At 72.4% G+C, this 23,147-nt stretch carries 19 protein-coding genes; 14 read left to right on the forward strand and 5 right to left on the reverse strand.

Features of this window, described 5'->3' with window-relative positions:
• Window positions 1-41: 41 nt before the first annotated feature.
• The 5 genes from ACFYY1_RS07490 to sucD all read left to right on the forward strand — a co-directional run bounded on the left by ACFYY1_RS07490 (window position 42) and on the right by sucD (window position 7,216).
• The gene (locus ACFYY1_RS07490; protein ID WP_388582083.1) at window positions 42-1,154 is read left to right on the forward strand and encodes an AAA family ATPase; all 1,113 of its coding nucleotides are present in this window, start codon (window positions 42-44) and stop codon (window positions 1,152-1,154) included.
• Entirely contained in the window at window positions 1,151-3,613 is a 2,463-nt protein-coding gene (locus ACFYY1_RS07495; RefSeq protein WP_388582086.1) for a DUF5682 family protein, read from the forward strand. Before ACFYY1_RS07490 ends, ACFYY1_RS07495 begins: the two co-directional genes overlap by 4 nt.
• Window positions 3,610-4,887: a VWA domain-containing protein gene (locus tag ACFYY1_RS07500; protein WP_388582089.1), complete on the forward strand. Its 1,278-nt coding sequence runs from the start codon at window positions 3,610-3,612 to the stop codon at window positions 4,885-4,887. The genes ACFYY1_RS07495 and ACFYY1_RS07500 overlap by 4 nt, the downstream gene beginning before the upstream one ends.
• Window positions 4,888-5,128: 241 nt before the next feature.
• A complete protein-coding gene (gene sucC / locus ACFYY1_RS07505; RefSeq protein ID WP_266730262.1) occupies window positions 5,129-6,310 on the forward strand; it encodes an ADP-forming succinate--CoA ligase subunit beta in 1,182 nt (393 codons plus the stop codon).
• A gap of 21 nt (window positions 6,311-6,331) precedes the next feature.
• Window positions 6,332-7,216, forward strand: a complete 885-nt coding sequence (gene sucD, locus ACFYY1_RS07510; protein ID WP_266730260.1) for a succinate--CoA ligase subunit alpha — start codon at window positions 6,332-6,334, stop codon at window positions 7,214-7,216.
• 189 nt (window positions 7,217-7,405) lie between these two features.
• Here sucD and ACFYY1_RS07515 read toward each other — a convergent pair whose 3' ends face one another.
• The gene (locus tag ACFYY1_RS07515; RefSeq protein ID WP_388582093.1) at window positions 7,406-8,857 is read right to left on the reverse strand and encodes a helix-turn-helix domain-containing protein; all 1,452 of its coding nucleotides are present in this window, start codon (window positions 8,855-8,857) and stop codon (window positions 7,406-7,408) included.
• A gap of 125 nt (window positions 8,858-8,982) precedes the next feature.
• Here ACFYY1_RS07515 and ACFYY1_RS07520 point away from each other — a divergent pair, with 125 nt between their 5' ends.
• The gene (locus ACFYY1_RS07520) at window positions 8,983-10,581 is read left to right on the forward strand and encodes a DUF6350 family protein (RefSeq protein WP_388583433.1); all 1,599 of its coding nucleotides are present in this window, start codon (window positions 8,983-8,985) and stop codon (window positions 10,579-10,581) included.
• 19 nt (window positions 10,582-10,600) lie between these two features.
• On the opposite strand, the gene ACFYY1_RS07525 is transcribed toward ACFYY1_RS07520, so the two are convergent.
• A complete protein-coding gene (locus tag ACFYY1_RS07525) occupies window positions 10,601-11,560 on the reverse strand; it encodes a hypothetical protein (protein ID WP_388582094.1) in 960 nt (319 codons plus the stop codon).
• A gap of 333 nt (window positions 11,561-11,893) precedes the next feature.
• Between ACFYY1_RS07525 and purN the strand changes: the two genes are divergently transcribed.
• Together purN and purH are read left to right on the forward strand one after the other, a co-directional pair.
• Window positions 11,894-12,550, forward strand: coding sequence for a phosphoribosylglycinamide formyltransferase (gene purN, locus ACFYY1_RS07530; protein ID WP_388582097.1), 657 nt, complete (start codon window positions 11,894-11,896; stop codon window positions 12,548-12,550).
• Window positions 12,537-14,090 carry a bifunctional phosphoribosylaminoimidazolecarboxamide formyltransferase/IMP cyclohydrolase gene (purH, locus tag ACFYY1_RS07535; RefSeq protein WP_388582100.1) on the forward strand — a complete coding sequence of 518 codons (1,554 nt, stop codon included), beginning with the start codon at window positions 12,537-12,539 and terminating at the stop codon, window positions 14,088-14,090. The genes purN and purH overlap by 14 nt, the downstream gene beginning before the upstream one ends.
• 113 nt (window positions 14,091-14,203) lie before the next feature.
• Here the strand turns inward: purH and ACFYY1_RS07540 are convergent, their stop codons facing one another.
• Entirely contained in the window at window positions 14,204-14,974 is a 771-nt protein-coding gene (locus ACFYY1_RS07540) for an RDD family protein (protein ID WP_388582103.1), read from the reverse strand.
• Between the two features lie 224 nt (window positions 14,975-15,198).
• Between ACFYY1_RS07540 and ACFYY1_RS07545 the strand changes: the two genes are divergently transcribed.
• The 5 genes from ACFYY1_RS07545 to ACFYY1_RS07565 all read left to right on the forward strand — a co-directional run bounded on the left by ACFYY1_RS07545 (window position 15,199) and on the right by ACFYY1_RS07565 (window position 20,321).
• Window positions 15,199-16,062 (forward strand): bifunctional methylenetetrahydrofolate dehydrogenase/methenyltetrahydrofolate cyclohydrolase, encoded by an 864-nt coding sequence (locus tag ACFYY1_RS07545; protein WP_388582106.1) that lies wholly within the window; start codon window positions 15,199-15,201, stop codon window positions 16,060-16,062.
• A gap of 29 nt (window positions 16,063-16,091) precedes the next feature.
• Complete coding sequence (locus tag ACFYY1_RS07550) at window positions 16,092-16,694, forward strand: DUF3017 domain-containing protein (protein WP_388582109.1); 603 nt, start codon at window positions 16,092-16,094, stop codon at window positions 16,692-16,694.
• Between the two features lie 372 nt (window positions 16,695-17,066).
• Complete coding sequence (locus tag ACFYY1_RS07555; protein WP_388582111.1) at window positions 17,067-17,609, forward strand: helix-turn-helix domain-containing protein; 543 nt, start codon at window positions 17,067-17,069, stop codon at window positions 17,607-17,609.
• Window positions 17,610-17,811: 202 nt separating this feature from the next.
• Complete coding sequence (locus tag ACFYY1_RS07560) at window positions 17,812-18,801, forward strand: malate dehydrogenase (RefSeq protein ID WP_388582114.1); 990 nt, start codon at window positions 17,812-17,814, stop codon at window positions 18,799-18,801.
• A gap of 143 nt (window positions 18,802-18,944) precedes the next feature.
• Window positions 18,945-20,321: a B12-binding domain-containing radical SAM protein gene (locus ACFYY1_RS07565; RefSeq protein ID WP_388582117.1), complete on the forward strand. Its 1,377-nt coding sequence runs from the start codon at window positions 18,945-18,947 to the stop codon at window positions 20,319-20,321.
• Between the two features lie 18 nt (window positions 20,322-20,339).
• Here ACFYY1_RS07565 and ACFYY1_RS07570 read toward each other — a convergent pair whose 3' ends face one another.
• Both ACFYY1_RS07570 and ACFYY1_RS07575 read right to left on the reverse strand, forming a co-directional pair.
• Window positions 20,340-21,074: an isocitrate lyase/phosphoenolpyruvate mutase family protein gene (locus tag ACFYY1_RS07570; protein WP_388582120.1), complete on the reverse strand. Its 735-nt coding sequence runs from the start codon at window positions 21,072-21,074 to the stop codon at window positions 20,340-20,342.
• 43 nt (window positions 21,075-21,117) lie between these two features.
• On the reverse strand, window positions 21,118-21,633 hold the full coding sequence (locus ACFYY1_RS07575; protein ID WP_383719621.1) for a carboxymuconolactone decarboxylase family protein: 516 nt from the start codon (window positions 21,631-21,633) through the stop codon (window positions 21,118-21,120).
• A gap of 47 nt (window positions 21,634-21,680) precedes the next feature.
• On the opposite strand from ACFYY1_RS07575, the gene ACFYY1_RS07580 reads away from it, so the two are divergent.
• A complete protein-coding gene (locus ACFYY1_RS07580) occupies window positions 21,681-23,099 on the forward strand; it encodes a PLP-dependent aminotransferase family protein (protein WP_388582123.1) in 1,419 nt (472 codons plus the stop codon).
• Window positions 23,100-23,147: the final 48 nt, after the last annotated feature.

Below are 23,147 nucleotides of genomic sequence, written 5' to 3' on the forward strand. Positions count from 1 at the left end.
GGTGGGAACCGCATCGGGTCGACCGATCCGGAGGGGGATCCATGACCGTGTCCGAAACCACTGCCGCCGTCGACGTACAGGCTCTCCGACCGCATGCCGAGGACGCCTTCGCCCATGAGCTGAAGGCCCTCGCCGCGGCCGACGACCGCCCACGGCCCGCCCGTTGGAATCTTTCCCCGTGGGCCGTCGCCACCTACCTGCTCGGTGGCACCCTGCCGGACGGCACCGTGATCACACCGAAGTACGTGGGCCCGCGCCGCCTCGTCGAGGTCGCCGTGACCACGCTCGCCACCGACCGGGCCCTGCTGCTCCTCGGCGTTCCGGGCACCGCCAAGACCTGGGTCTCGGAGCACCTGGCGGCCGCCGTCAGCGGCGATTCGACACTGCTCGTCCAGGGCACGGCAGGCACCCCGGAAGAAGCGGTCCGCTACGGGTGGAACTACGCGCAGCTGCTCGCGCACGGGCCCAGCCGCGACGCCCTGGTGCCCAGCCCGCTCATGCGCGCCATGTCCGACGGCATGACGGCGCGGATCGAGGAACTCACCCGCATCCCCGCCGACGTGCAGGACTCGCTCATCACGATCCTTTCGGAGAAGACGCTTCCCGTCCCCGAGCTGGGACAGGAGGTCCAGGCGGTCCGCGGCTTCAATGTCATCGCCACCGCCAACGACCGCGACCGAGGCGTCAACGAACTGTCCAGCGCGCTGCGCCGCAGGTTCAACACCGTCGTGCTCCCGCTGCCGGCCACCCCCGACGCCGAGGTCGACATCGTGTCCCGGCGCGTCGAGCAGATAGGGCGCTCGCTCGACCTCCCGGCCGCACCGGACGGCATGACCGAGATCCGGCGCGTCGTCACGGTCTTCCGCGAACTGCGCGACGGAGTCACCACCGACGGCCGCACCAAGCTCAAGTCCCCCTCGGGGACGCTGTCGACGGCCGAGGCGATCTCCGTCGTCACCAACGGCCTCGCGCTGGCCGCGCACTTCGGCGACGGGATGCTGCGCCCCGGCGATGTGGCGGCGGGCATCCTCGGCGCGGTCGTCCGCGATCCCGCTGCCGACCGGGTGGTCTGGCAGGAGTATCTGGAGACCGTGGTCCGGGAGCGGGACGGGTGGAAGGACTTCTACCGTGCCTGCCGCGAGGTCTCCGCATGACCGGGGCCGCGCGTCCCGCGGGACCGCTGCTGCTGGGGGTGCGGCACCACGGGCCGGGCTCGGCCAGGGCCGTGCGCGCGGCGCTGGATGCCGCCCGCCCGCCGGCCGTGCTCGTCGAAGGGCCCCCGGAGGCCGACGCGCTGCTGCCGCTGGCCGCCGACGAACGGATGCGGCCACCGGTCGCGCTGCTCGCCCACGCCGTCGACGACCCGGGGCAGGCGGCCTTCTGGCCGCTGGCCGCGTTCTCGCCCGAGTGGATCGCGATCCGCTGGGCCCTTGAGCACGGCGTTCCGCTCCGGTTCATCGACCTGCCCGCGGCGAACTCCCTGGCCATGGCGCAGGCCGCGGAGAACGAAGCGGAGGAGAGCGGCGAGCGCGCACCCGACGCCGAAGCCGACGCCGACACCGATGCCGGTCCCGATGGCCCGGCCGCCGCGCCGGCCCCGGTCGATCCCATCGGTGTGCTCGCCGAGGCGGCGGGCCACGACGACCCGGAGCGCTGGTGGGAGGACGTCGTCGAACACCGCGCCCAGGACGGCGAAGCCGTCGACCCGCTGGCGCCGTTCGCCGCCCTCGCCGAGGCGATGACCGCACTGCGCGAGGTGTACGGGGACGGCGGCCACCCCCGGGACGCCGTCCGCGAGGCACATATGCGCATCCAACTGCGCAAGGCGCGCAAGGAGTTCGGCGACGGCGTCGCGGTCGTCTGCGGTGCCTGGCACGTGCCCGCGCTCAATACGGGGACCACGCTCACCGCCGACCGCGCCCTGCTCAAGGGGCTGCCCAAGGTCAAGGCCGAACTGACCTGGGTGCCCTGGTCGCACCGGCGGCTGGCCCGGCACAGCGGCTACGGCGCGGGCATCGACTCGCCCGGCTGGTACGCGCACCTCTTCGACGCCCCGGACCGCCCGATCGAGCGGTGGATGACCAAGGTCGCCGGACTCATGCGTGACGAGGACCGGTTCGTGTCGTCGGCCCATGTCATCGAGGCCGTACGGCTCGCCGGGACCCTGGCCGCCATGCGCGGGCGCCCGCTCGCCGGACTGAGCGAGACGACCGACGCGGTCCGCGCCGTGATGTGCGAGGGCTCCGACGTGCCGCTCGCACTCGTCCAGGACCGGCTGATCGTCGGCGAGACCCTCGGCGAAGTCCCGGACACCGCCCCCGCCGTGCCCCTGCAGCGCGACCTCACCCGCCTGCAGCGCACGCTGCGGCTCAAACCGGAGGCGCAGGAGCGGGAGTTGGAGCTCGACCTGCGCAAGGACAACGACGCGGCCCGCAGCAGACTCCTGCACCGGCTGCGTGTCCTCGCCGTCGGCTGGGGCGAGCCCGCCGCCGGCCGGGCGAGCACCGGCACCTTCCGGGAGAGCTGGCGGCTGCGCTGGGAGCCCGAGCTGTACGTACAGGTCGCGGAGGCCGGTACCTGGGGCACCACCGTGCTCTCCGCGGCCACCGCCAAGGCCGGGGCGCAGGCGGCCTCGGCGACCGCGCTCGCCGAGGTCACGTCACTCGCCGAGCAGTGTCTCCTGGCCGAACTGCCCGACGCGCTCCCCGTCGTGATGCGGGCCCTCGCCGACCGCGCCGCGCTCGACACCGACGTCGGCCGTCTCGCCGACGCGCTGCCCGCACTGGCCCGCACCCTGCGCTACGGCGACGTCCGGTCCACGGACACCGCGGCGCTCGCCGAGGTCGCGGCCGGGCTCGCCGAGCGGATCTGCGTCGCACTGCCGGCCGCCTGCACCGGGCTCGACGCCGACGGAGCCGCCGAACTGCGCGGCCGGGTGGATGGGGTCCACGCCGCGATCGGGCTGCTCACCGGGACCGCGCCGGCCCACACCGGTACGGACGCGGACGGGCTGCGCGAGCGCTGGACGGCCGTACTGCACAAGCTCGCCGCCCGGGACACGGTCGCCGGAGTCGTCCGGGGGCGCGCGACCCGCCTGCTGCTCGACGACGGACAGCTCGCGCAGGACGGCGCGGCGCGGCTGATGGGGCTGGCCCTCTCACCCGGCACGCCCCCGGCCGACGCCGCGGAGTGGATCGAGGGATTCGTCGGCGGGGTCGCCGGCGGAGGCATGCTGCTCGTCCACGACGAGCGGCTGCTCGGCCTGGTCGACGCCTGGCTCACGGGGGTGCCCGCCGACCGGTTCGCCGATGTGCTGCCACTGCTGCGGCGCACGTTCTCGGCGTACGAAGCGGGCGTACGGCGCACCCTGGGCGAGCTCGTGCGGCGCGGCCCGGCCGTCGGAGGACCGCCGGTCACCGGCATCGGCACGGGGCCCGGCGCGACGGCACCCGGATTCGGCCCGGGGCTGGACGAGGCGCGGGCCGACGCGGTCGAGCCGGTGCTGCGCCTGCTGCTCGGACTGCACGACGACCCGGGCCCGGACGGCGGGCCCCGGTCCGGGCGGGCCGGGAGCGCCGCGAACGTCGAGGAACCGCTGGGGGCAACGGGATGACCACGGACACGACCACGACCACAACCACGCCCACAACCACGACCACGGACGCGGAAACGACCGGCACCGCGTCGCACCCACCCCGCCCACCCCACCCGCCGCAGCCCGGCCCGGCGAACGACGAGCGGCTGCGCAGGTGGCGGCTGGTGCTGGGCGGGGACAGCGCCGAGAGCACCGGCTGCACCCTCACCGGGCGCGACGCCGCGATGGACGGCGCACTGACGGCGCTCTACGGCGACGGGGGCAGACAGCAGGGCGGCCGGGGCAGGAACAGCCGCACGGCCGGACTCGGGGCCTCCGCCCCCTCCGTGGCCCGCTGGCTCGGCGACATCCGCACGTATTTCCCCAGCTCCGTCGTCCAGGTCATGCAGCGCGACGCGATCGACCGGCTCGGTCTCTCCGCACTGCTCCTCGAACCGGAGATGCTGGAGGCGGTCGAGGCCGATGTCCATCTCGTGGGCACACTCCTCTCGCTCAACAAGGCCATGCCCGAGACGACGAAGGAGACCGCGAGAGCGGTCGTGCGCAAGGTCGTCGAGGATCTGGAGAAGCGGCTCGCCGCCCGCACCCGGGCCACGCTCACTGGCGCGCTGGACCGCTCGGCCAGGATCGACCGGCCCCGTCACCACGACATCGACTGGGACCGCACCATCCGGGCCAACCTCAAGAACTACCTCCCCGAGTACGGCACCGTCGTCCCCGAGCGGCTCATCGGCTACGGGCGGGCCGCCCGGTCCGTGAAGAAGGACGTCATCCTCTGCATCGACCAGTCGGGTTCGATGGCCGCCTCCGTCGTCCACGCCTCCGTCTTCGGCGCGGTGCTCGCCTCCATGCGCACCCTGCGGACGAGGCTCGTCGTCTTCGACACGGCGGTGGTCGACCTCACCGACCAGCTCGACGACCCCGTGGACGTGCTCTTCGGCACCCAGCTCGGCGGCGGCACCGACATCAACCGCGCGCTCGCCTACTGCCAGTCGAGGATCACCCGCCCGGCCGAGACCGTGGTCGTGCTCATCAGCGACCTCTACGAGGGCGGCATACGCAACGAGATGCTGAAGCGGGTCGCCGCGATGAAGGCCTCCGGCGTGCAGTTCGTGACGCTGCTCGCACTGTCCGACGAGGGCGCGCCCGCCTACGACCGCGACCATGCGGCGGCGCTCGGGGCCCTGGGAGCACCGGCCTTCGCGTGCACCCCGGACCTCTTCCCGGAGGTGATGGCTGCGGCCGTCGAGAAGCGCCCGCTTCCCGTGCCGGACACGGAGAACCACCGGTGACAGAGGGGCGTGCTGTCCACTCACACACGGCCACCGGCGTGATCTGTGACCGTAATCACCGCTCGGTTGCGATCTCTGATTTAGGGTCCTGCGGACCACGGGGATAACCTGCGAGATGGACATGCCGCGTACCCGGGGTCACCGTGTGCGCCTTCCTGGTGACAGAACAGTCACGTTGCCCCTCGCGGCACGCCCACGCAGAAAACCAACCGCGAGACCATTGATTAAGGGACGGACGCGCGTGGACCTGTTCGAGTACCAGGCGAGGGACCTCTTCGCCAAGCACGGTGTACCGGTGCTGGCCGGTGAAGTCATCGACACGCCTGAGGCAGCCCGCGAGGCGACCGAGCGGCTGGGCGGCAAGTCTGTCGTCAAGGCGCAGGTGAAGGTCGGTGGCCGCGGCAAGGCCGGTGGCGTCAAGCTGGCCGCCACCCCCGACGAGGCGGTCGCCCGCGCGACCGACATCCTCGGCATGGACATCAAGGGCCACACGGTCCACAAGGTGATGATCGCCGAGACCGCGCCGGAGATCCTTGAGGAGTACTACGTCTCGTACCTCCTCGACCGCACCAACCGCACCTTCCTGGCCATGGCCTCGGTGCAGGGCGGCATGGACATCGAGGAGGTCGCGGAGAAGACCCCCGAGGCCCTTGCGAAGGTCCCGGTCAACGCCGTCGACGGCGTCACGATCGAGAAGGCCCGCGAGATCGTCGCCCAGGCGAAGTTCCCGGCCGAGGTCGCCGAGAAGGTCGCCGAGGTCCTGGTGACGCTGTGGGACACCTTCGTCGCCGAGGACGCGCTCCTCGTCGAGGTGAACCCGCTCGCCAAGGTCGCCTCCGGCGACATCATCGCGCTGGACGGCAAGGTGTCTCTCGACGAGAACGCCGACTTCCGTCAGCCCGACCACGAGGCCCTTGAGGACAAGGCCGCAGCCAACCCGCTCGAGGCTGCCGCCAAGGCCAAGAACCTCAACTACGTCAAGCTCGACGGCGAGGTCGGCATCATCGGCAACGGCGCCGGCCTGGTCATGTCGACCCTGGACGTCGTCGCGTACGCCGGTGAGAACCACGGCAACGTGAAGCCCGCCAACTTCCTCGACATCGGTGGCGGCGCCTCCGCCGAGGTCATGGCGAACGGCCTGGAGATCATCCTCGGCGACCCGGACGTCAAGTCCGTCTTCGTCAACGTCTTCGGTGGCATCACCGCCTGCGACGAGGTCGCCAACGGCATCGTCCAGGCGCTCGCGCTGCTCAAGTCCAAGGGCGAGGAAGTCACCAAGCCGCTGGTCGTGCGCCTCGACGGCAACAACGCGGAGCTGGGTCGCAAGATCCTCTCCGACGCCAACCACCCGCTGGTCCAGCGCGTGGACACCATGGACGGCGCGGCCGACAAGGCCGCCGAGCTCGCCGCGGCTGCGAAGTAAGGAAGAGGGACTCAGACCACCATGGCTATCTTCCTCACCAAGGACAGCAAGGTCATCGTCCAGGGCATGACCGGTGCCACGGGCATGAAGCACACCAAGCTCATGCTCGGTGACGGCACCAACATCGTCGGCGGCGTGAACCCGCGCAAGGCCGGCACCTCCGTCGACTTCGACGGCACCGAGGTACCGGTCTTCGGCTCCGTCGCCGAGGCGATGGAGAAGACCGGCGCGAACGTGTCCGTCCTTTTCGTGCCGCCGGCCTTCGCCAAGGCCGCCGTCGTCGAGGCGATCGACGCCGAGATCCCCCTCGCGGTCGTCATCACCGAGGGCATCGCCGTCCACGACTCGGCCGCCTTCTGGGCGTACGCGAGCTCGAAGGGCAACAAGACCCGGATCATCGGCCCGAACTGCCCCGGCCTGATCACCCCCGGCCAGTCCAACGCCGGCATCATCCCGGGCGACATCACCAAGCCCGGCCGCATCGGTCTCGTGTCCAAGTCCGGCACGCTGACCTACCAGATGATGTACGAGCTCCGTGACATCGGCTTCTCGTCCGCCGTCGGCATCGGTGGCGACCCGGTCATCGGTACGACGCACATCGACGCCCTCGCGGCGTTCGAGGCCGACCCCGAGACCGACCTGATCGTCATGATCGGCGAGATCGGCGGCGACGCCGAGGAGCGTGCGGCCGACTTCATCAAGGCCAACGTCACCAAGCCGGTCGTCGGTTACGTCGCGGGCTTCACCGCCCCCGAGGGCAAGACCATGGGCCACGCGGGCGCCATCGTCTCCGGCTCCTCCGGCACCGCCCAGGCGAAGAAGGAGGCCCTTGAGGCCGCCGGCGTCAAGGTCGGCAAGACGCCGACCGAGACCGCCAAGCTGGCTCGCGAGATCCTCGGCGCCTGATCGCCTCACCGCGTCGGAGCACCACCGCAGGACAAGCAGGACAGCAGCATCGCGTCACCGCACAGACGGCGCGGGTCCGTACCCGAACAAGGGGTACGGACCCGCGCCGTTTCCGTGTCTCCTCCGCTCCGTGTCCCCGGAAGTCCGCTCCATGCCCCTGGAAGTCCGCTCCGTGTCCCCGGGAGCGGGTCAGCCCGCCCTGGGGACCAGCCGGGCCGGGCCCCGCACGAGCTCGCCGTGGAGCTGCTTCCGCAGCTTCAGGTCCTGCGGCGTCAGCTTCTGCGGACCGCCGCGCGGCGGCACCCCGCCGACCTGCCGGCCGGGCGACTGGGGGGTCTCGTACCGGGTCGGGGCCGTACCCAGCGTGAACAGCGTCAGCCCGATGATCAGCACCGTGAACGAGACGGCCGCCCGGGTCCACAGCTGGGCCTTGCGCTCGCTGTCCGTGCGGATCAGGGCGGACGGGGGCAGCGAGCCGGGGGGCTGGGCCAGGGCGAGCGCGCCGAGCCGCTCGTGCAGCAGCGCCGACTGCTCGGCTGCCGACGACTCCGCCGCCAGCTCGGGCAGCCGCTCGGCCACCGCGTCGCGCGCGTTCATCAGCCTGCCCGCCGCCGCCGGGGTGCTCGCCTCCGTCTCCGCCGCCGTCTCCGGCAGGTCCAGGCCGACACCGTCGTAGAGCAGCAGGGTGCGGCGGTACGACGGCGGCAGCTCCAGCAGCGCGTCGAGCAGGGCCCGCGGACCGGGTTCGGCCTGCGGCGGATCGAGCCGGCGGTGGGCACGGCGCAGCCGGTGCCACGGTGACATGGCGTACTCGTACGCGGCGGCCCGCACCCAGCCTGCCGGGTCCCGGTCCCTCGCGACCTCGGGCCAGCGCTCCCAGGCCAGCGCGAAGGCCCGTGCGACGGACTCCCGGGAGAGGTTCCGGCGCCCGGTCAGCAGAAACGTCTGGCGGAACAGGGCATCGGCGGCGTGCGCGTACAAGGCATCGAAGGCCTCGTCGGGGGAGAAGCCGCCGGGGGCCGGTCCGGCGGTTCCGGCCGGTCCGGCGGTTTCGGCCGGTCCGGCGGTTTCGGCCGGTCCGGCGGCTTGGGCCGGTCCGGCGGCTTGGGCCGGTCCGGCGGTTTCGGCCGGTCCGGCGGCTTGGGCCGGTCCGGCGGTTCCGGCCGCGGGGGCCGGTTCGGTCAGCGCGGATGCGTGGGGCGGATCGGGGGTGGTGCCGGGCTCGGTCGGGGCCATGTCGGTGCTCCCGGTGGCTTCGACGGGGGTCGGCGGACGCGACGGCGGCCTCGTGGACGTCAGCGGTTTCGACAGCCTCGCGACCGTCTTCGGCGCCGCCGGGCGGGCCGTACGTCCGACCGCGGCCTTCGGCCGCGTGTTCGGGGCACCCGGTATGTTCCGGGTGCCCGGCGGGGCGGCCTGCGGGCTCGGCCTGCCACCGCCTATCAGCCTGGCGTACGCCTCGCGTTTCCGCCCCCGGGGCGAGGTGCGGCCGGTCTCCCAGGACCGGACCGTGGCGCAGGTGACGCCCATCGCCGCTGCGACCTGCTCTTCACTCAGTGACTTCGCCTCGCGCAGTCTGCGTCGTTCCTTGGGGGAGGGAAGCGGATCCGCGGAGGCCGAATCGGCCGAGCGCTGCGTCATGGAGGACCCCCGGCCAAGCTGCACTGGGTGAAAAAGAACATAAACGTATATTGAGCGACACGGCGGCCATTCGCCTGTTACGAGAAATGGGCGCGTGTCGTTGGGAGCATGGCCGTGTGACCCAAGTGACCGGAAGCAGCCCGTCGTTGTCGGCCGAGCAGGGCCGGTCCGCCGTGCTGACGTACGCCCTTCTGCGTGGAGCGATCGCGGCCGGGCTGGGACTGGGTTCCATCGCCGTCCTCGTCCTGGCGCTGTGGATCAGCTCGCCCACCTCCGACAGCAACCCCGCCGGGGCGCTTCACACGGCGGCCGGGCTCTGGCTGCTCGCCCACGGCGCGGAGCTGGTCAGAGCCGACACGCTCAGCGGAGTGCCCGCCCCGATCGGCCTCGTTCCGCTGCTGCTCGCCGTGGTGCCGGTGTGGCTGGTCCACCGTGCGGCGCGGGACCTCCTGGTGCCGGACGAGGGGCGCCCGGTCCCCTCGGCGGCGGGGGCGTTCGTCATGGTCGTCACCGGATATCTGCTGGTCGGGGCGGCTGTCGCGTACTACGGGCGGGACGGTGCGCTGTCCGTGCACCCGCCGTCGCTGCTCTTCCCGTCGGCCATCGTGGTGGTGGGCGCGGCGGCGGCCGGGGTCTGGACGGCGGCCGGGCGGCCGGTCGGGCCGCTGCCGTCCTGGGCGCCGCTGCGCCTGCACGAGGCGCTGGCACGCGGCCGGTTCCGGGAGCAGGCGGGTACGGCCTGGCGGGCGGCGGCCGCTGGAGTGACGGTGCTGCTCGGCGGCGGGGCGCTGCTCGTCGCGGTGGCGCTGGTGTGGCATGCGCACCCTGCCCAGCAGTCGTTCGTCCAGCTCTCGGGCGACTGGGCGGGCCGGGCCTCGGTCTTCCTGCTCGCGCTGGTGCTGGTGCCGAACGCGGCGGTATGGGGTGCGGCGTACGGGCTCGGGCCGGGCTTCGCCCTCGGTACGGCGTCCACGGTCACCCCGCTCGCCTTCTCGGGGCGCCCGGCGCTGCCCGGCTTCCCGCTGCTTGCCGCGCTGCCCGCCGCGGGCCCGGGAACGGTCCTGAACTGGTCGGCTGCCGGGGTTCCGGTCGCGGCCGGGGTGACGATCGCCTGGTTCACGGTACGGCGGGCCGCGCCCCCGCACGCCGCGCGTGAGGACGCCTGGAGCCTGCGGGCGACCGCGCTGACGGCCACCCTGGCCGCGATGGGGTGCGGGGCCGGTACGGCGGTGCTCGCCGCGGCCGCGGGGGGGCCGCTCGGTACCCGGGCGCTGGCGGAGTTCGGGCCGGTGTGGTGGCTCACGGGCGCGGCGGCCCTGCTGTGGACGGCGCTGCTCGGCGTTCCCGGTGCGCTGCTCTTCCGGGCCTGGCGGCTGCGGGAGCGCGGCGCGGGCGTGTGGTGGTGGCTCACGGGCGCGGTACGGGAAGAGGCGGAGGCGAGAGCCGGGGAGGGGGAGAAGGGGCAGGAGGACGGGAAGCCGGCGCCGCAAACGGTTCCGGTGCCGGAACCGGTGCCGGGAGGCGGGTCCGACGCCGTGTCCGTGGGCCCTGCGCCGTCGTCGCCTTCGGTGTCCGTGCAGCCCGCCGCCCGCACGTCCGTTCCGGGCGCAGATGAGGACGAGGGCGAGGGCGAGGGCCTCGAACCGTACGACTTCCTGCCGACCGACCCCTGGCACGAGCGGACGGTCCGGCCCGGAGAGGCCGGACCGTCCGGAATCAGCTGAACGCCCGGGGCGCGCGTTCCTAGTTCTTGACGCCGAAGAAGGGCTCCAGCGGCTTCGGCAGCAGGTCGTTGCAGGACAGCTGACCGGTCTTGGTCAGGGCGTCGTTCACGCAGGTGTAGTAGTCGCGGTAGACCAGCTGCACGGTGTAGGTCGTCGCGACGATCGAGAGCGCGAGCAGTGCCGTCACCAGGCCGCTGACCGCGGCCGTGGTCTGCTGGCGGCCACCGCCGGGAGCGGCGGGGGTACCGGGCGCGGAGCCGGCCGCCGGGGTCCGCCCGGCAGCGGCGGCACCGGTCGCCCGGTCCGGACCGGATGCCCGAGCCGGGTCCGACGCCCGGCCGGAGCCGTCGGCCGCCGTGGCGGAGGCGCTCCTCGGCTTCGCCCGGAGCGCGCTGATCGCCCAGTACACGGAGAGCGCGCCGAGCAGCAGGGCGACCTCGGGGAAGTCGAAGAGGGCGAAGAAGAAGGCCCACATGCCGCCGAGCAGGGCGTAACGAGCACGGCGCTGGGCGGGGTCGGTCGGGTCCCAGCGCAGCCCGCCGGAGCTGCCCTCGGGTCCGCCCTGGCCGTTCGAACCGCCCTGGCCCCCGGGACGGCCGCCGAAGCCGCCGCTCTGGCGGCCGGGCTGCCGGCTGCTCCACTGGCCGCCCCAGGCAGGCCGGTCTTCGGAGGAGCCGCCCTCGGAGGAGTCGTCCCCGTTGCCGTCCCCGTTCCCGTTCCCGTTTCCGGTGTTCGAGGGGCGGCGGGGCTGCCAGGGCTGGTCGGGCCGGTTCTCCGGCGGCGCGGCGAACGGGTTCTCCTCCGGCCCGCCGGAGGACCCGGACGTACCGGAGGCCCCGGAGGCCCCGGAGGCCCCGGAGGCCCCGGACGAAGAGGAGGAGGAAGAGGAGCCCGTGGGGGACTGGCGTTCTCGCATCAGCAGTGAGGCCCGCTCGGGCAGCGGGTGGCGGAAGGCGGTGCGGCGGCGTCGGTCCGGCATGTGGTGAACGTCTTCCCCATCTCGTCATTGCCGCCCTGTGGACGGTTCGCTGTCCCCTGACGCTACCTCCCGCCCAGGAGCGGCCGAAAGCTGGGAGCGGGGCCCGAGCAGCCGATATCCGTCCCCGGACCCACCGTTCCTCCCCGGAGTCCGGCCGGCCGCCGTCCACCCCCGTCCCGTGGGGGTGCCCCGAGGTGCCGGTATCGTTGCTGACGGTCGGCTGGTTCGTAGAGTTCCCCGTATCGAGGGGCTCAGTTCTTTCGTACGACCATACAAATTCAGCGTCGCTCTGCTTCACCATGCGAGAACCACCACGCGAGAAAGGGCCCAGCAGTGGCCTCCCCGCCCCCCTCAGCCGCCCCGGCCCGCCTGGTCGTACTGGTCTCCGGTTCCGGCACGAACCTTCAAGCCCTGCTCGACGCCATCGGTGACGATCCCGAGGGCTTCGGCGCGCGGATCGTCGCGGTCGGCGCCGACCGCCCCGGCATCGTCGGTCTGGAACGGGCGGAGCGCGCCGGGCTGCCGACCTTCGTGTGCCGGGTCAAGGACCACGCCACCCGCGAGGAATGGGACGCCGCGCTCGCGGCCGCGACGGCCGAGCACCGCCCCGACCTGGTGGTGTCCGCCGGATTCATGAAGATCGTGGGCAAGGAGTTCCTCGCCCGGTTCGGCGGCCGGTTCATCAACACCCACCCCGCCCTGCTCCCCAGCTTTCCCGGTGCCCACGGAGTGCGCGACGCGCTCGCGTACGGCGTGAAGGTCACCGGGTGCACCGTCCACTTCGTCGACGACGGCGTCGACACCGGTCCGATCATCGCGCAGGGCGTGGTCGAGGTGACCGAAGAGGACACGGCGGAGGGCGAAGAGGCCCTCCATGAACGCATCAAGAAAGTCGAGCGCAAGCTGCTCGTCGAGGCCGTGGGGCGGCTCGCCCGTGACGGCTATCGCATTGAGGGACGAAAGGTTCATCTCGGTCATGTCGGTGAATAAGCCCATCCGCCGCGCCCTGGTCAGTGTCTACGACAAGACGGGGCTCGAAGACCTCGCCCGCGGTCTGCACGAGGCCGGTGTCGAACTGGTCTCCACCGGCTCCACCGCCGGGCGGATCGCCGCCGCCGGGGTGCCGGTCACCAAGGTCGAGGAGCTCACCGGCTTCCCCGAGTGCCTCGACGGCCGCGTCAAGACGCTGCACCCCCGCGTCCACGCCGGCATCCTCGCCGACCTCCGTCTGGACGCCCACCGCGAGCAGCTCGCCGAGCTGGGCGTGGAGCCGTTCGACCTGGTGGTCGTCAACCTCTACCCGTTCAAGGAGACCGTCGCCTCCGGCGCCTCGGCCGACGAGTGCGTGGAGCAGATCGACATCGGCGGCCCGTCCATGGTCCGTGCCGCCGCCAAGAACCACCCGTCGGTGGCCGTCGTCACCAGCCCCGGGCGGTACGCCGACGTCCTCGCCGCGGTCAGGGCGGGCGGCTTCGACCTGACCGCCCGCAAGCGCCTGGCCGCCGAGGCGTTCCAGCACACCGCCGCGTACGACGTGGCCGTGGCCTCCTGGTTCGCCGACGACTACGCCGCCGCCGACGACTCGGGCTTCCCCGACTTCTTCGGCGCGACGTACGAGCGCAAGAACGTCCTGCGCTACGGCGAGAACCCGCACCAGCCCGCCGCGCTCTACACCTCCGGCACCGGTGGCCTGGCCGAGGCGGAGCAGCTGCACGGCAAGGAGATGTCGTACAACAACTACACGGACACCGACGCCGCGCGCCGGGCCGCGTACGACCACGCCGAGCCGTGCGTCGCGATCATCAAGCACGCCAACCCGTGCGGCATCGCGATCGCCGACGACGTCGCCGAGGCGCACCGCAACGCGCACGCCTGCGACCCGCTGTCGGCCTTCGGCGGTGTCATCGCCGTCAACCGTCCGGTGACCGTCGCCATGGCCGAGCAGGTCGCGGAGATCTTCACCGAGGTCATCGTCGCCCCGTCGTACGAGGACGGCGCGGTCGAGGTCCTGGCCCGCAAGAAGAACATCCGCGTGCTGCGCTGCCCCGACGCCCCGACCGCCCCGGTCGAGGTCAAGCCGATCGACGGCGGCGCGCTGCTCCAGGTCACCGACCGCCTCCAGGCCGACGGCGACGACCCGGCCAACTGGACCCTCGCGACCGGCGAGGCCCTGAGCGCCGATGAGCTGAAGGAGCTCGCCTTCGCGTGGAAGGCCTGCCGTGCGGTCAAGTCCAACGCGATCCTGCTCGCCAAGGACGGCGCCTCGGTGGGCGTCGGCATGGGCCAGGTCAACCGCGTCGACTCCGCGAAGCTGGCCGTCGAGCGGGCGGGCGAGGAGCGGGCGCGCGGTGCGTACGCCGCCTCCGACGCGTTCTTCCCGTTCCCGGACGGGCTGGAGATCCTGACCGCCGCGGGCATCAAGGCCGTGGCCCAGCCCGGCGGTTCGGTCCGTGACGAGCTGGTCGTCGAGGCCGCGAAGAAGGCGGGCGTGACGATGTACTTCACGGGCACGCGCCACTTCTTCCACTGACACGCGTCGCACCCGGGCTGCCCGGGTAAGCCGGAAGGCCGCCAACTCCCCGGAATGAGCGGGGGATTGGCGGCCTTCGCGATGCGGTGAGGGTGGTTACACCTGCAGCATGCTCACTTCGTCTTGACGACGATCGTGCTGCCGGCGCGGTCGTGCCAGCCCTGGAGCTTGCCCGAGTTGTCGAAGAAGGGGGAGAGGTAGACCAGCAGCGTGCCGAGACCGCAGAAGAGCGAGCCGACCATCGGGATGATCCAGCGGATGAAGCCCGCACCCAGGCCGGGGGCCTGGCCGGTGCTCTCCTTGACGACCTTGACGTTGAGGACCATCTTGCCGAGCGTGGCGCCCCAGATGGAGACCATCAGCCACTCGTAGAGCAGCGCGATCAGCGCGAACACGGCGATGAAGCCGAAGAAGCCCGCGACGATGCCGACGCTGGCGTTGGCCGCGTCGTTCATGCAGGAGTTGTAGGACTCGGTGCCGTACGAGTAGCTGCTGCAGTCGTCGATGGACTCCGAGGCGCCCACGAGGCTCGCGACGCCGATCGCCGAGAAGATCATGTAGAGGATGCCGTACGCGACGCCGTCCAGCGCACGCGCGCCCAGACGGCGCCCCATCGTGGCGAGTTCGACGGTGCCGAGGCCCACGACGTTGATGTAGCCGTTGTTGGCCTGGAGGGTGCCGCCCGGCTGCTGGGGCGGGTAGCCGTAGCCCGGCTGGCCCTGCGGCTGGCCCGGCTGCTGCGGGTAGCCGTAGCCCGGCTGGCCCTGCGGCGGGACGCCCTGCGGAGCCTGCGGGTAGCCGTAACCGGGCTGGCCCTGCGGCGGCTGGCCCGGCTGCTGGCCGTACGGGTTGTTCGGATTCTGGTTCGGGTCGCCGAAACTCATCTGGGCGTTCCTCCAACGTGCGTGCGGGGACGATGCGGCCGCACGGAGGAAAGAAGAGTCAGTGGTCCGCCCCCCGGTACTTCTGCGGCACTGCGGCCATAATCGTTATAAGCGCAATGTAAGTTTGTCCAGCCGTGACGGTGGTTGTTGCGCAAGTGCAACATCGAGCCATCGCCCGCGGCCTGAATTGGTATGCGGGCGGGGTCATCCGCGAGTATGGGGACATGACTGCCCAGATTCTCGATGGCAAGGCCACCGCAGCCGCGATCAAGTCCGATCTCACCGTCCGCGTGGCGGCCCTCAAGGCACAGGGCATCACCCCTGGCCTGGGAACCCTGCTGGTCGGGGACGACCCGGGCAGCCGGTGGTACGTGAACGGCAAGCACCGCGACTGCGCGCAGGTCGGCATCGCCTCCATCCAGCGCGAACTCCCCGACACCGCCACCCAGGAGGAGATCGAGGACGTCGTACGGGAGCTCAACGCCAACCCCGACTGCACGGGTTACATCGTGCAGCTGCCCCTCCCCAAGGGCATCGACACCAACCGCGTCCTGGAGCTGATGGACCCGGCCAAGGACGCCGACGGCCTCCACCCGATGAACCTCGGCCGCCTCGTACTGAACGAGACGGGCCCGCTGCCCTGCACCCCGCAGGGTGTCGTCCAGCTGCTCCGCCACCACGGCGTGGAGATCAACGGGGCGCACGTCGTGGTCGTCGGCCGCGGTGTCACCATCGGCCGTTCCATCCCGCTGCTGCTGACCCGTAAGTCCGAGAACGCCACCGTCACCCAGTGCCACACCGGTACGCGTGACCTCTCCGCCCAGCTCAAGCAGGCCGACATCATCGTCGCCGCCGCCGGGGTGCCGCACATCATCAAGCCCGAGGACGTGAAGCCGGGCGCCGCCGTGCTCGACGTCGGCGTCAGCCGGGACGAGAACGGCAAGATCGTCGGGGACGTCCACCCGGGCGTGGCCGAGGTCGCCGCCTGGCTCTCCCCGAACCCGGGCGGTGTCGGCCCGATGACCCGCGCCCAGCTGCTCGTCAACGTGGTCGAGGCGGCCGAGCGCAACGCGGCCCAGGCCGTCTGAGCCGGCCGACCCGATCCGGAGGGAACCCCATGGGTGCTGGTACGAGTCCGGCCGACCCGTCCGCCTCGGCGGACGGCACGCCCGCGGCGCAGTCCCGCGCGGACGCGCCGGGCACGGGTGGGAGGGCGGCGGACGGGGCCGCACCGGACCAGGCCGCGACCCGTGACGACGCCGCTCGTGAAGGTGCGGGCGACGGCGGCGGTGACGGCGGTACGGGTGCGGGCACGGGCCCGCGTCCTTCGCGGCGCTTCCCGTCGCTCACCCGGGACACCGCGCGTCCCGAGGGCGGAGGCAGGGCCGCGTCCGGGGACGCACCCGCCCCGGCCCGTCAGTGGCCGCTGCTCGCCGTGCTCTGCACGGCCGGGATCGGGCTGCTGATCGTGGCCGTCGACCCGTTCGCCGAAGCCTTCCGGGTCGGCACGATGCTGATCGGCGCGGCCCTCGTCGGGGGCGCCGTGCTGCGGCTCGTGGTGCCGTCGGTGGGCATGCTGGCGGTACGTTCCCGCTTCACCGACCTGGTGACCTACGGGCTGCTCGGCTTCCTCATCGTGATGCTCGCGCTGGTGGCGCAGCCCGAGCCGTGGCTGGACATTCCGTTCCTGGAGCAGGCGGTCCACTTCACCATCCGCTGAGCCCGCGGTCCGCCGCGCTGCAAGATCCGCCGCGTTCCGAGGTCCGCCGTGCCCGCGGAAACAGGGTGTCCGTCCCCTCCCCCGAGAAGGGACGGACACCGGACTTCAGCCTGGTCGACGGGGTGGGGCGCTTCAAGGGATGCCTGTCGCCTGTGGCACGGAAGTGACCATTCCGCCACCGTGTGATCGTCCGGCAACGGAGTCCCGGCCCGAGGCGTGCAACGAGGGCGTGGAGCGGGGGCGCGCAGGAGTCGGGTGCGAGGTTCCGAATGCCTCCGTGCGCCCCGTAACGATGACCCGTCGTTCCGCGTTCGCGCCCGCGCCTGGGTAGTCCGGAACGGAAGAATCACCGGATCCGGGCAAGAGGGAGCGATGCCTCGTTGGAAGGCGCTGTCGGATGAACTCGATCCGCAGGTCAGGGAGTTCGCCGGCCAGTTGCGCAGGCTCGTCGACCGCAGGGGGCTGAGCATCGCCGCGGTGGCCGACCGCACCGGCTACAGCAGGACCTCGTGGGAGCGGTACCTGAACGGGCGGCTGCTCGCGCCGAAGGGGGCGGTCGTCGCGCTCGCCGAGGCGACGGGCACCAGCCAGGCACATCTGACGACGATGTGGGAGCTGGCGGAGCGGGCCTGGAGCCGTTCCGAGCCGCGCCAGGACATGACGGTGCCGCATGTCGGCAGCCCCGGCGCGGACGGCGCGGGGACACCGCCCCGGGACCCGGTCACGGTCCGCTTCAACGGCGGCGGGGGGTGGCCGGCCGCAGTCGGCCGGAGACGGCCGGCCGTGCTCCTGGCGGGGGTGGCCGGCGCTGCTGGTGCTGGCCGCGGTGGTGCTGCTGACCGGGCCGGGGCTCTGACGGCGGGCCGTACGGGGCCCCCACCGGGGCGCCGCCCTCGGAGCGGCCGGGACGGGTGACCGGGACGGGTGAACCGGGATTCGGCCGGGTGAGCGCTGTGTGACGGGTTGTGTGCGGTGCCACAGGGGGCAGGGCCGCCGGGAGGTTCAGGGTCGGATAGCCTGATCGCTGGATATCTCTTCACATCAAGATTCAGATGGCGAGGGATGTCCAGCACCAGGGGCAGGGACCCCCACCGCCAGCTGTCTAACGGAGATCGCCATGACCCGCACTCCCGTGAATGTCACCGTGACCGGCGCAGCCGGCCAGATCGGCTACGCGCTGCTCTTCCGCATCGCCTCCGGCCACCTGCTCGGCCCGGACGTGCCGGTCAACCTGCGCCTCCTGGAGATCACCCCGGCACTGAAGGCCGCCGAGGGCACCGCCATGGAGCTCGACGACTGCGCCTTCCCGCTGCTGCGCGGCATCGAGATCACCGACGACGCCAACAAGGCGTTCGACGGTGCCAACGTCGCCCTGCTGGTCGGCGCCCGCCCGCGTACCAAGGGCATGGAGCGCGGCGACCTGCTCTCCGCCAACGGCGGCATCTTCAAACCGCAGGGCAAGGCCATCAACGACAACGCCGCGGACGACATCAAGGTCCTCGTCGTCGGCAACCCGGCCAACACCAACGCGCTCATCGCGCAGGCCTCCGCCCCGGACGTACCGGCCGAGCGCTTCACCGCGATGACCCGTCTGGACCACAACCGGGCGCTGACGCAGCTGGCGAAGAAGACCGGCACCACGGTCTCCGACATCAAGCGCCTGACCATCTGGGGCAACCACTCGGCGACTCAGTACCCGGACATCTTCCACGCGGAGATCGCGGGCAAGAACGCCGCCGAGGTCGTCAACGACGAGGTGTGGCTGGCCGACACCTTCATCCCGACCGTCGCCAAGCGCGGCGCCGCGATCATCGAGGCCCGTGGCGCGTCCTCGGCCGCCTCGGCCGCCAACGCCGCCATCGACCACGTGCACACCTGGGTCAACGGCACCGCCGAGGGCGACTGGACCTCGATGGGCATCCCGTCGGACGGCTCCTACGGCGTCCCCGAGGGCCTCATCTCCTCCTTCCCGGTCACCGTCAAGGACGGCAAGTACGAGATCGTCCAGGGCCTGGACATCAACGAGTTCTCCCGCAAGCGCATCGACGCCTCGGTGAAGGAGCTCACCGAGGAGCGCGACGCCGTTCGCGAGCTCGGCCTGATCTGATCCGGCCCCATCGGATCCGTCTGATCCGTGCGCCTCTCCAGGCGCACCCCACCGCCCCCGGCCGCACCGCTGCCGGGGGCGGTGGCGTATCCGGTCGGCACCCGCCGGGAACTGACCGCACCACTTCCCGAGTCTGCGCTGTCATGCGCGTGACGATGATCCTTCCGGCACTGACCGAGGCGACCAGCCCGCTGTTCCGCCCCATCAAGTACTCGCTCTTCCCGCCGCTCGGCCTGGCGACCCTCGCCGGGTACCTCGACCCGGACGACGAGGTGACGCTCCTGGACGAGCACGTCGAACGGGTGGACATCGAGGCGCTCGACACCCCCGACCTGCTGGTCGTCCAGCCGTACATCACCTCCGCCCGGCGCGGCTACGAGATCGCCGACCACTTCCGTGCCCGGGGCGTCCACGTCGCCATGGGCGGCCTCCACGTGACCTCGCTCCCGGACGAGGCCGCGGCCCACGCCGACACGATCTTCACCGGGCCGGGCGAGGACACCTGGCCGGTGTTCCTCAAGGAGTTCCGCGACGGGACGCCGGCCCGCCGGTACGACTCGAAGCTGCGCACGCTGGCCGGGCTGCCGCCCGTGCGGCGCGACCTGATCAAGCGGCAGCTGTATCTCGTGCCGAACTCGATCGTCGTCTCGCGCGGCTGCCCGCACCACTGCGACTTCTGCTACAAGGATGCCTTCTTCGAGGGCGGGAAGTCCTTCTACACCCAGGCCGTGGACGACGCGCTCGCCGAGATCGAGCGGCTGCCCGGCAGGCACCTGTACTTCCTCGACGACCATCTGCTCGGCAACCGGCGCTTCGCCGAGGCGCTCTTCGACGGGATGGCCGGCATGGGACGGCTCTGGCAGGCCGCCGGCACCGTGAAGTCCGTGCTCCAGCCCGATCTGCTGGAGCGCGCCGTGGACGCGGGGCTGCGCAGCCTGTTCGTCGGCTTCGAGACCGTCAACAGCGCGAACCTCGCCGAACGGCGCAAGGACCAGAACATCGGCAAGGACTACGCGGCCGCCGTCCGCCGGCTCCACGACGCCGGGGTCATGGTCAACGCCAGCTTCGTCTTCGGGCTCGACCACGACGGCCCGGACGTCTTCGACCGTACGGTGGAGTGGGCCGTGGAGCAGGGCATCGAGACGGCCACCTTCCACATCATGACGCCGTATCCGTCCACCGGTCTGTGGAAACAGATGGAGGCCGAGGACCGGATCGTGCACCGGGACTGGGACCTCTACGACACCCGCCATGTCGTCTACCGCCCGAAGGGCATGACGCCGCGCCAGCTGGAGGACGGGTACTGGCGGGCGTACCGCGACTTCTACCGGTGGTCCAACATCTGGCGCGGGGCGGCCGCCCAGCCGGGCACGCACGAACGGCTCAGGCACCTGGCGTACTCGGGCGGCTGGAAGAAGTTCGAGCCCGCCTGGGACGCCCTGATCCGTTCCCGCCGGGTGGTGCGGGCCATGCCGATGCTGGAACGGACCCTGGCGGCCTTCGGCGGCAGACGGGCCTGAGAGCTCGGCTCCGTACGTTCAGTGCTTCCGCAGCTCGTCCGCGGTCTCGCGCAGCGCCGCCATGGTCCGGCGCTGCAGCCCGGGGCCGAAGGTGATCCGGGTGGCGCCCAGCTCGCCCAGCCGGCGCGGGGCCGGGCCGTCCGGCCGGGCGAGGGCGTTGAGCGGGACCGGGACGGCGGCGGCCAGGGCGGGCAGCGCCTCGGGCGGGGCCATGATCGGGTAGACGCAGTCCGCACCCGCCGCCACGTACAGCAGCGCGCGGCGCACCGTCTCCGCCTCCGGGTCGGTGTCCTCGGGGACGCCCCGGACGTAGGTGTCGACGCGGGCGTTGATGAAGAGCGCGTCGCCCGCCGCCTCCCGCACCCGCGCGAGCCGGTCCGCCTGCCGCTCGGCGTCGACGAGGCCGCCCTCGGCCGAGTCCTCCAGATTGCAGCCGACCGCCCCGGTGCCCAGGAGCCGCTCCACCAGCTCCCGCGGGTCCAGTCCGTACCCCGCCTCGATGTCCGCCGAGACGGGCACGGAGGCCGGGACGGCCCGCACGATCCTGGCCACGGCCGCGAACATCTCGTCGGCGGGCGTCGCCCCGTCCTCGTAACCGAGCGAGGCCGCGACCCCGGCGCTCGGGGTGGCGAGCGTCGGGAAGCCCGCCTCGACGAAGACACGCGCACTCCCCGCGTCCCACGGGCCGGGGACGACCAGGGGGTCGCCGGGGGCGCGGTCGTGATGCAGGGCGCGGAGGACGGAGGCGGTCACGCGGGGCTCCTGGGGGTGGGTCGGGGCAGTGGCGGTGCGGGGATCAGTGCTTGATGTCGCCCGGCTGGTAGTGACCGGGGACCATGCGGGTGGTCACGGCGAAGCGGTTCCAGGCGTTGATCGTGGTGATCGCCGCGACGAGATGGGCGAGCTCCGTCTCGTCGAAGTGCTTCGCTGCCTTCTCCCACACCTCGTCCGGCACGAAACCGTCGGTCAGCACCGTCACGGCCTCGGTCAGCTCGATGGCCGCGATCTCCTTGGGCGTGTAGAAGTGCTGCGACTCCTCCCAGGCGCTGAGCTGGACGATCCGCTGGACGGACTCGCCGGCCGCGATCGCGTCCTTGGTGTGCATGTCCAGGCAGAACGCGCAGTGGTTCAGCTGCGAGGCGCGGATCTTCACCAGCTCCCCGATGACCGGGTCGAGGCCCTTACGGGACGCGGCGTCCAGCCGGACCATCGCCTTGTAGACATCGGGGGCGAGCCCGGCCCAGTTCTGCAGGCGGGGGGTGTGCTCGGAGGTGAGCTCGGAGGTCGGGTGGCTGTGCTCGTTCGTCGTCATGGGTATGACGCTACGGGGTGGATGGCGCACAGGTATGGTCCATTCCCATGACGGATTCATGGGCCACTTTCGGCGCCGACCTGCATCTTGAGACGACCGGTGCGGCAGGACTGCGGGCCGGGCTCATGGACGCGCTGCGCGAGGCCGTACGGACGGGGCGCCTGACGCCCGGCACCCGGCTGCCGTCCTCCCGCAGCCTCGCCACCGACCTGGGCATCGCCCGGAACACCGTCGCCGACGCCTACGCCGAACTGGTCGCCGAGGGCTGGCTCACCGCCCGGCAGGGCTCGGGCACCCGGGTGGCGCAGCGGGCCGAGCCGCGCCGGCCGTCCACCCGGGCCGTGCGGGCCCGCGCGGCGCGGGCCCGGCCCGTCCACAACCTGCTGGGCGGCTCGCCCGACCTCTCGACGTTCCCGCGCGCCGAATGGCTCAAGGCGTCCCGGCGCGCCCTGACGGCGGCACCGAACGACGCGTTCGGGTACGGGGATCCCCGCGGGCGCATCGAACTGCGCACCGTGCTCGCCGGCTATCTGGCACGGGCCCGCGGCGTGTACGCGGACCCGGAGCGGATCATGGTCTGCGCCGGCTTCGCGCACGCGCTGAAGCTGATGGGGCCGGTGCTGCGCAGGCGGCGGGTGCGGGAGGTGGCCGTCGAGTCGTACGGGCTGGACATCCACCGGAACCTGCTCGCGGACGCCGGGCTGCGGCTGCCCTGCCTGCCGGTCGACCCGCTCGGGGCGCGGACCGGTGAGCTGGCCGGGATGCGGGGTGTGGGCGCGGTCCTGATGACGCCCGCGCACCAGTTCCCCACGGGGGTGCCGCTCCACCCCGACCGGCGGGCCGCGGCCGTGGACTGGGCGCGCGGCACGGGCGGGCTGATCCTGGAGGACGACTACGACGGAGAGTTCCGGTACGACCGGCAGCCGGTGGGCGCGCTCCAGGGCCTCGACCCCGAACGCGTGGTGCACCTGGGCACGACGAGCAAATCGCTGGCACCCGGGCTGCGGCTGGGCTGGATGGTGCTGCCGGAGGCGCTGGTGGGGGAGGTCTGCGAGGCCAAGGGGGTCAGCGACTGGTCGTCGAGCGCGGTGGACCAGCTGACGCTCGCGGAGTTCATCGGGTCGGGTGCGTACGACCGTCATGTGCGTTCGATGCGGCTGCGCTACCGGCGACGCCGCGACCAACTCGTCGCGGCACTGGCGGAACGGGCCCCGGGCGTCCGGGTCAGCGGCATCGCGGCCGGGCTGCACGCCGTGCTCGAACTGCCCGAGGGCACCGAGCCGTCGGTGCTCCGGGCGGCGGCGTGGCAGGGGCTGGCGCTGGAGGGGATCTCGCGCTTCCGGCACCCGGACGCGGCGCCGGGCCGCGACGCGCTGGTCATCGGCTACGGGACGCCCACCGACAGCGCCTGGTCGGGGGCGCTGGACGCGCTCTGCCGGGTGCTGCCCCGGGAGGCCGCCGGGTGACCACCGGCCGCCCGACGGCCTCCGGGCGACGGGGCGGGATGCCCGGTC

The organism is Streptomyces sp. NPDC001890 (assembly GCF_042891445.1).
Classification (GTDB): Bacteria; Actinomycetota; Actinomycetes; order Streptomycetales; family Streptomycetaceae; genus Streptomyces.

Excerpts from the sequence above, each read along its gene's own strand:
- ACFYY1_RS07525 (WP_388582094.1), bottom strand. The coding sequence starts at position 11,560 with ATGCCGGACCGACGCCGCCGCACCGCCTTCCGCCACCCGCTGCCCGAG.
- ACFYY1_RS07575 (WP_383719621.1), bottom strand. The coding sequence starts at position 21,633 with ATGACGACGAACGAGCACAGCCACCCGACCTCCGAGCTCACCTCCGAG.
- ACFYY1_RS07540 (WP_388582103.1), bottom strand. The coding sequence starts at position 14,974 with ATGAGTTTCGGCGACCCGAACCAGAATCCGAACAACCCGTACGGCCAG.
- ACFYY1_RS07555 (WP_388582111.1), top strand. The coding sequence starts at position 17,067 with ATGCCTCGTTGGAAGGCGCTGTCGGATGAACTCGATCCGCAGGTCAGG.
- ACFYY1_RS07580 (WP_388582123.1), top strand. The coding sequence starts at position 21,681 with ATGACGGATTCATGGGCCACTTTCGGCGCCGACCTGCATCTTGAGACG.
- ACFYY1_RS07495 (WP_388582086.1), top strand. The coding sequence starts at position 1,151 with ATGACCGGGGCCGCGCGTCCCGCGGGACCGCTGCTGCTGGGGGTGCGG.
- ACFYY1_RS07515 (WP_388582093.1), bottom strand. The coding sequence starts at position 8,857 with ATGACGCAGCGCTCGGCCGATTCGGCCTCCGCGGATCCGCTTCCCTCC.
- ACFYY1_RS07550 (WP_388582109.1), top strand. The coding sequence starts at position 16,092 with ATGGGTGCTGGTACGAGTCCGGCCGACCCGTCCGCCTCGGCGGACGGC.
- sucD (WP_266730260.1), top strand. The coding sequence starts at position 6,332 with ATGGCTATCTTCCTCACCAAGGACAGCAAGGTCATCGTCCAGGGCATG.
- ACFYY1_RS07560 (WP_388582114.1), top strand. The coding sequence starts at position 17,812 with ATGACCCGCACTCCCGTGAATGTCACCGTGACCGGCGCAGCCGGCCAG.
- purH (WP_388582100.1), top strand. The coding sequence starts at position 12,537 with ATGTCGGTGAATAAGCCCATCCGCCGCGCCCTGGTCAGTGTCTACGAC.
- ACFYY1_RS07565 (WP_388582117.1), top strand. The coding sequence starts at position 18,945 with ATGCGCGTGACGATGATCCTTCCGGCACTGACCGAGGCGACCAGCCCG.
- ACFYY1_RS07545 (WP_388582106.1), top strand. The coding sequence starts at position 15,199 with ATGACTGCCCAGATTCTCGATGGCAAGGCCACCGCAGCCGCGATCAAG.
- ACFYY1_RS07500 (WP_388582089.1), top strand. The coding sequence starts at position 3,610 with ATGACCACGGACACGACCACGACCACAACCACGCCCACAACCACGACC.
- ACFYY1_RS07490 (WP_388582083.1), top strand. The coding sequence starts at position 42 with ATGACCGTGTCCGAAACCACTGCCGCCGTCGACGTACAGGCTCTCCGA.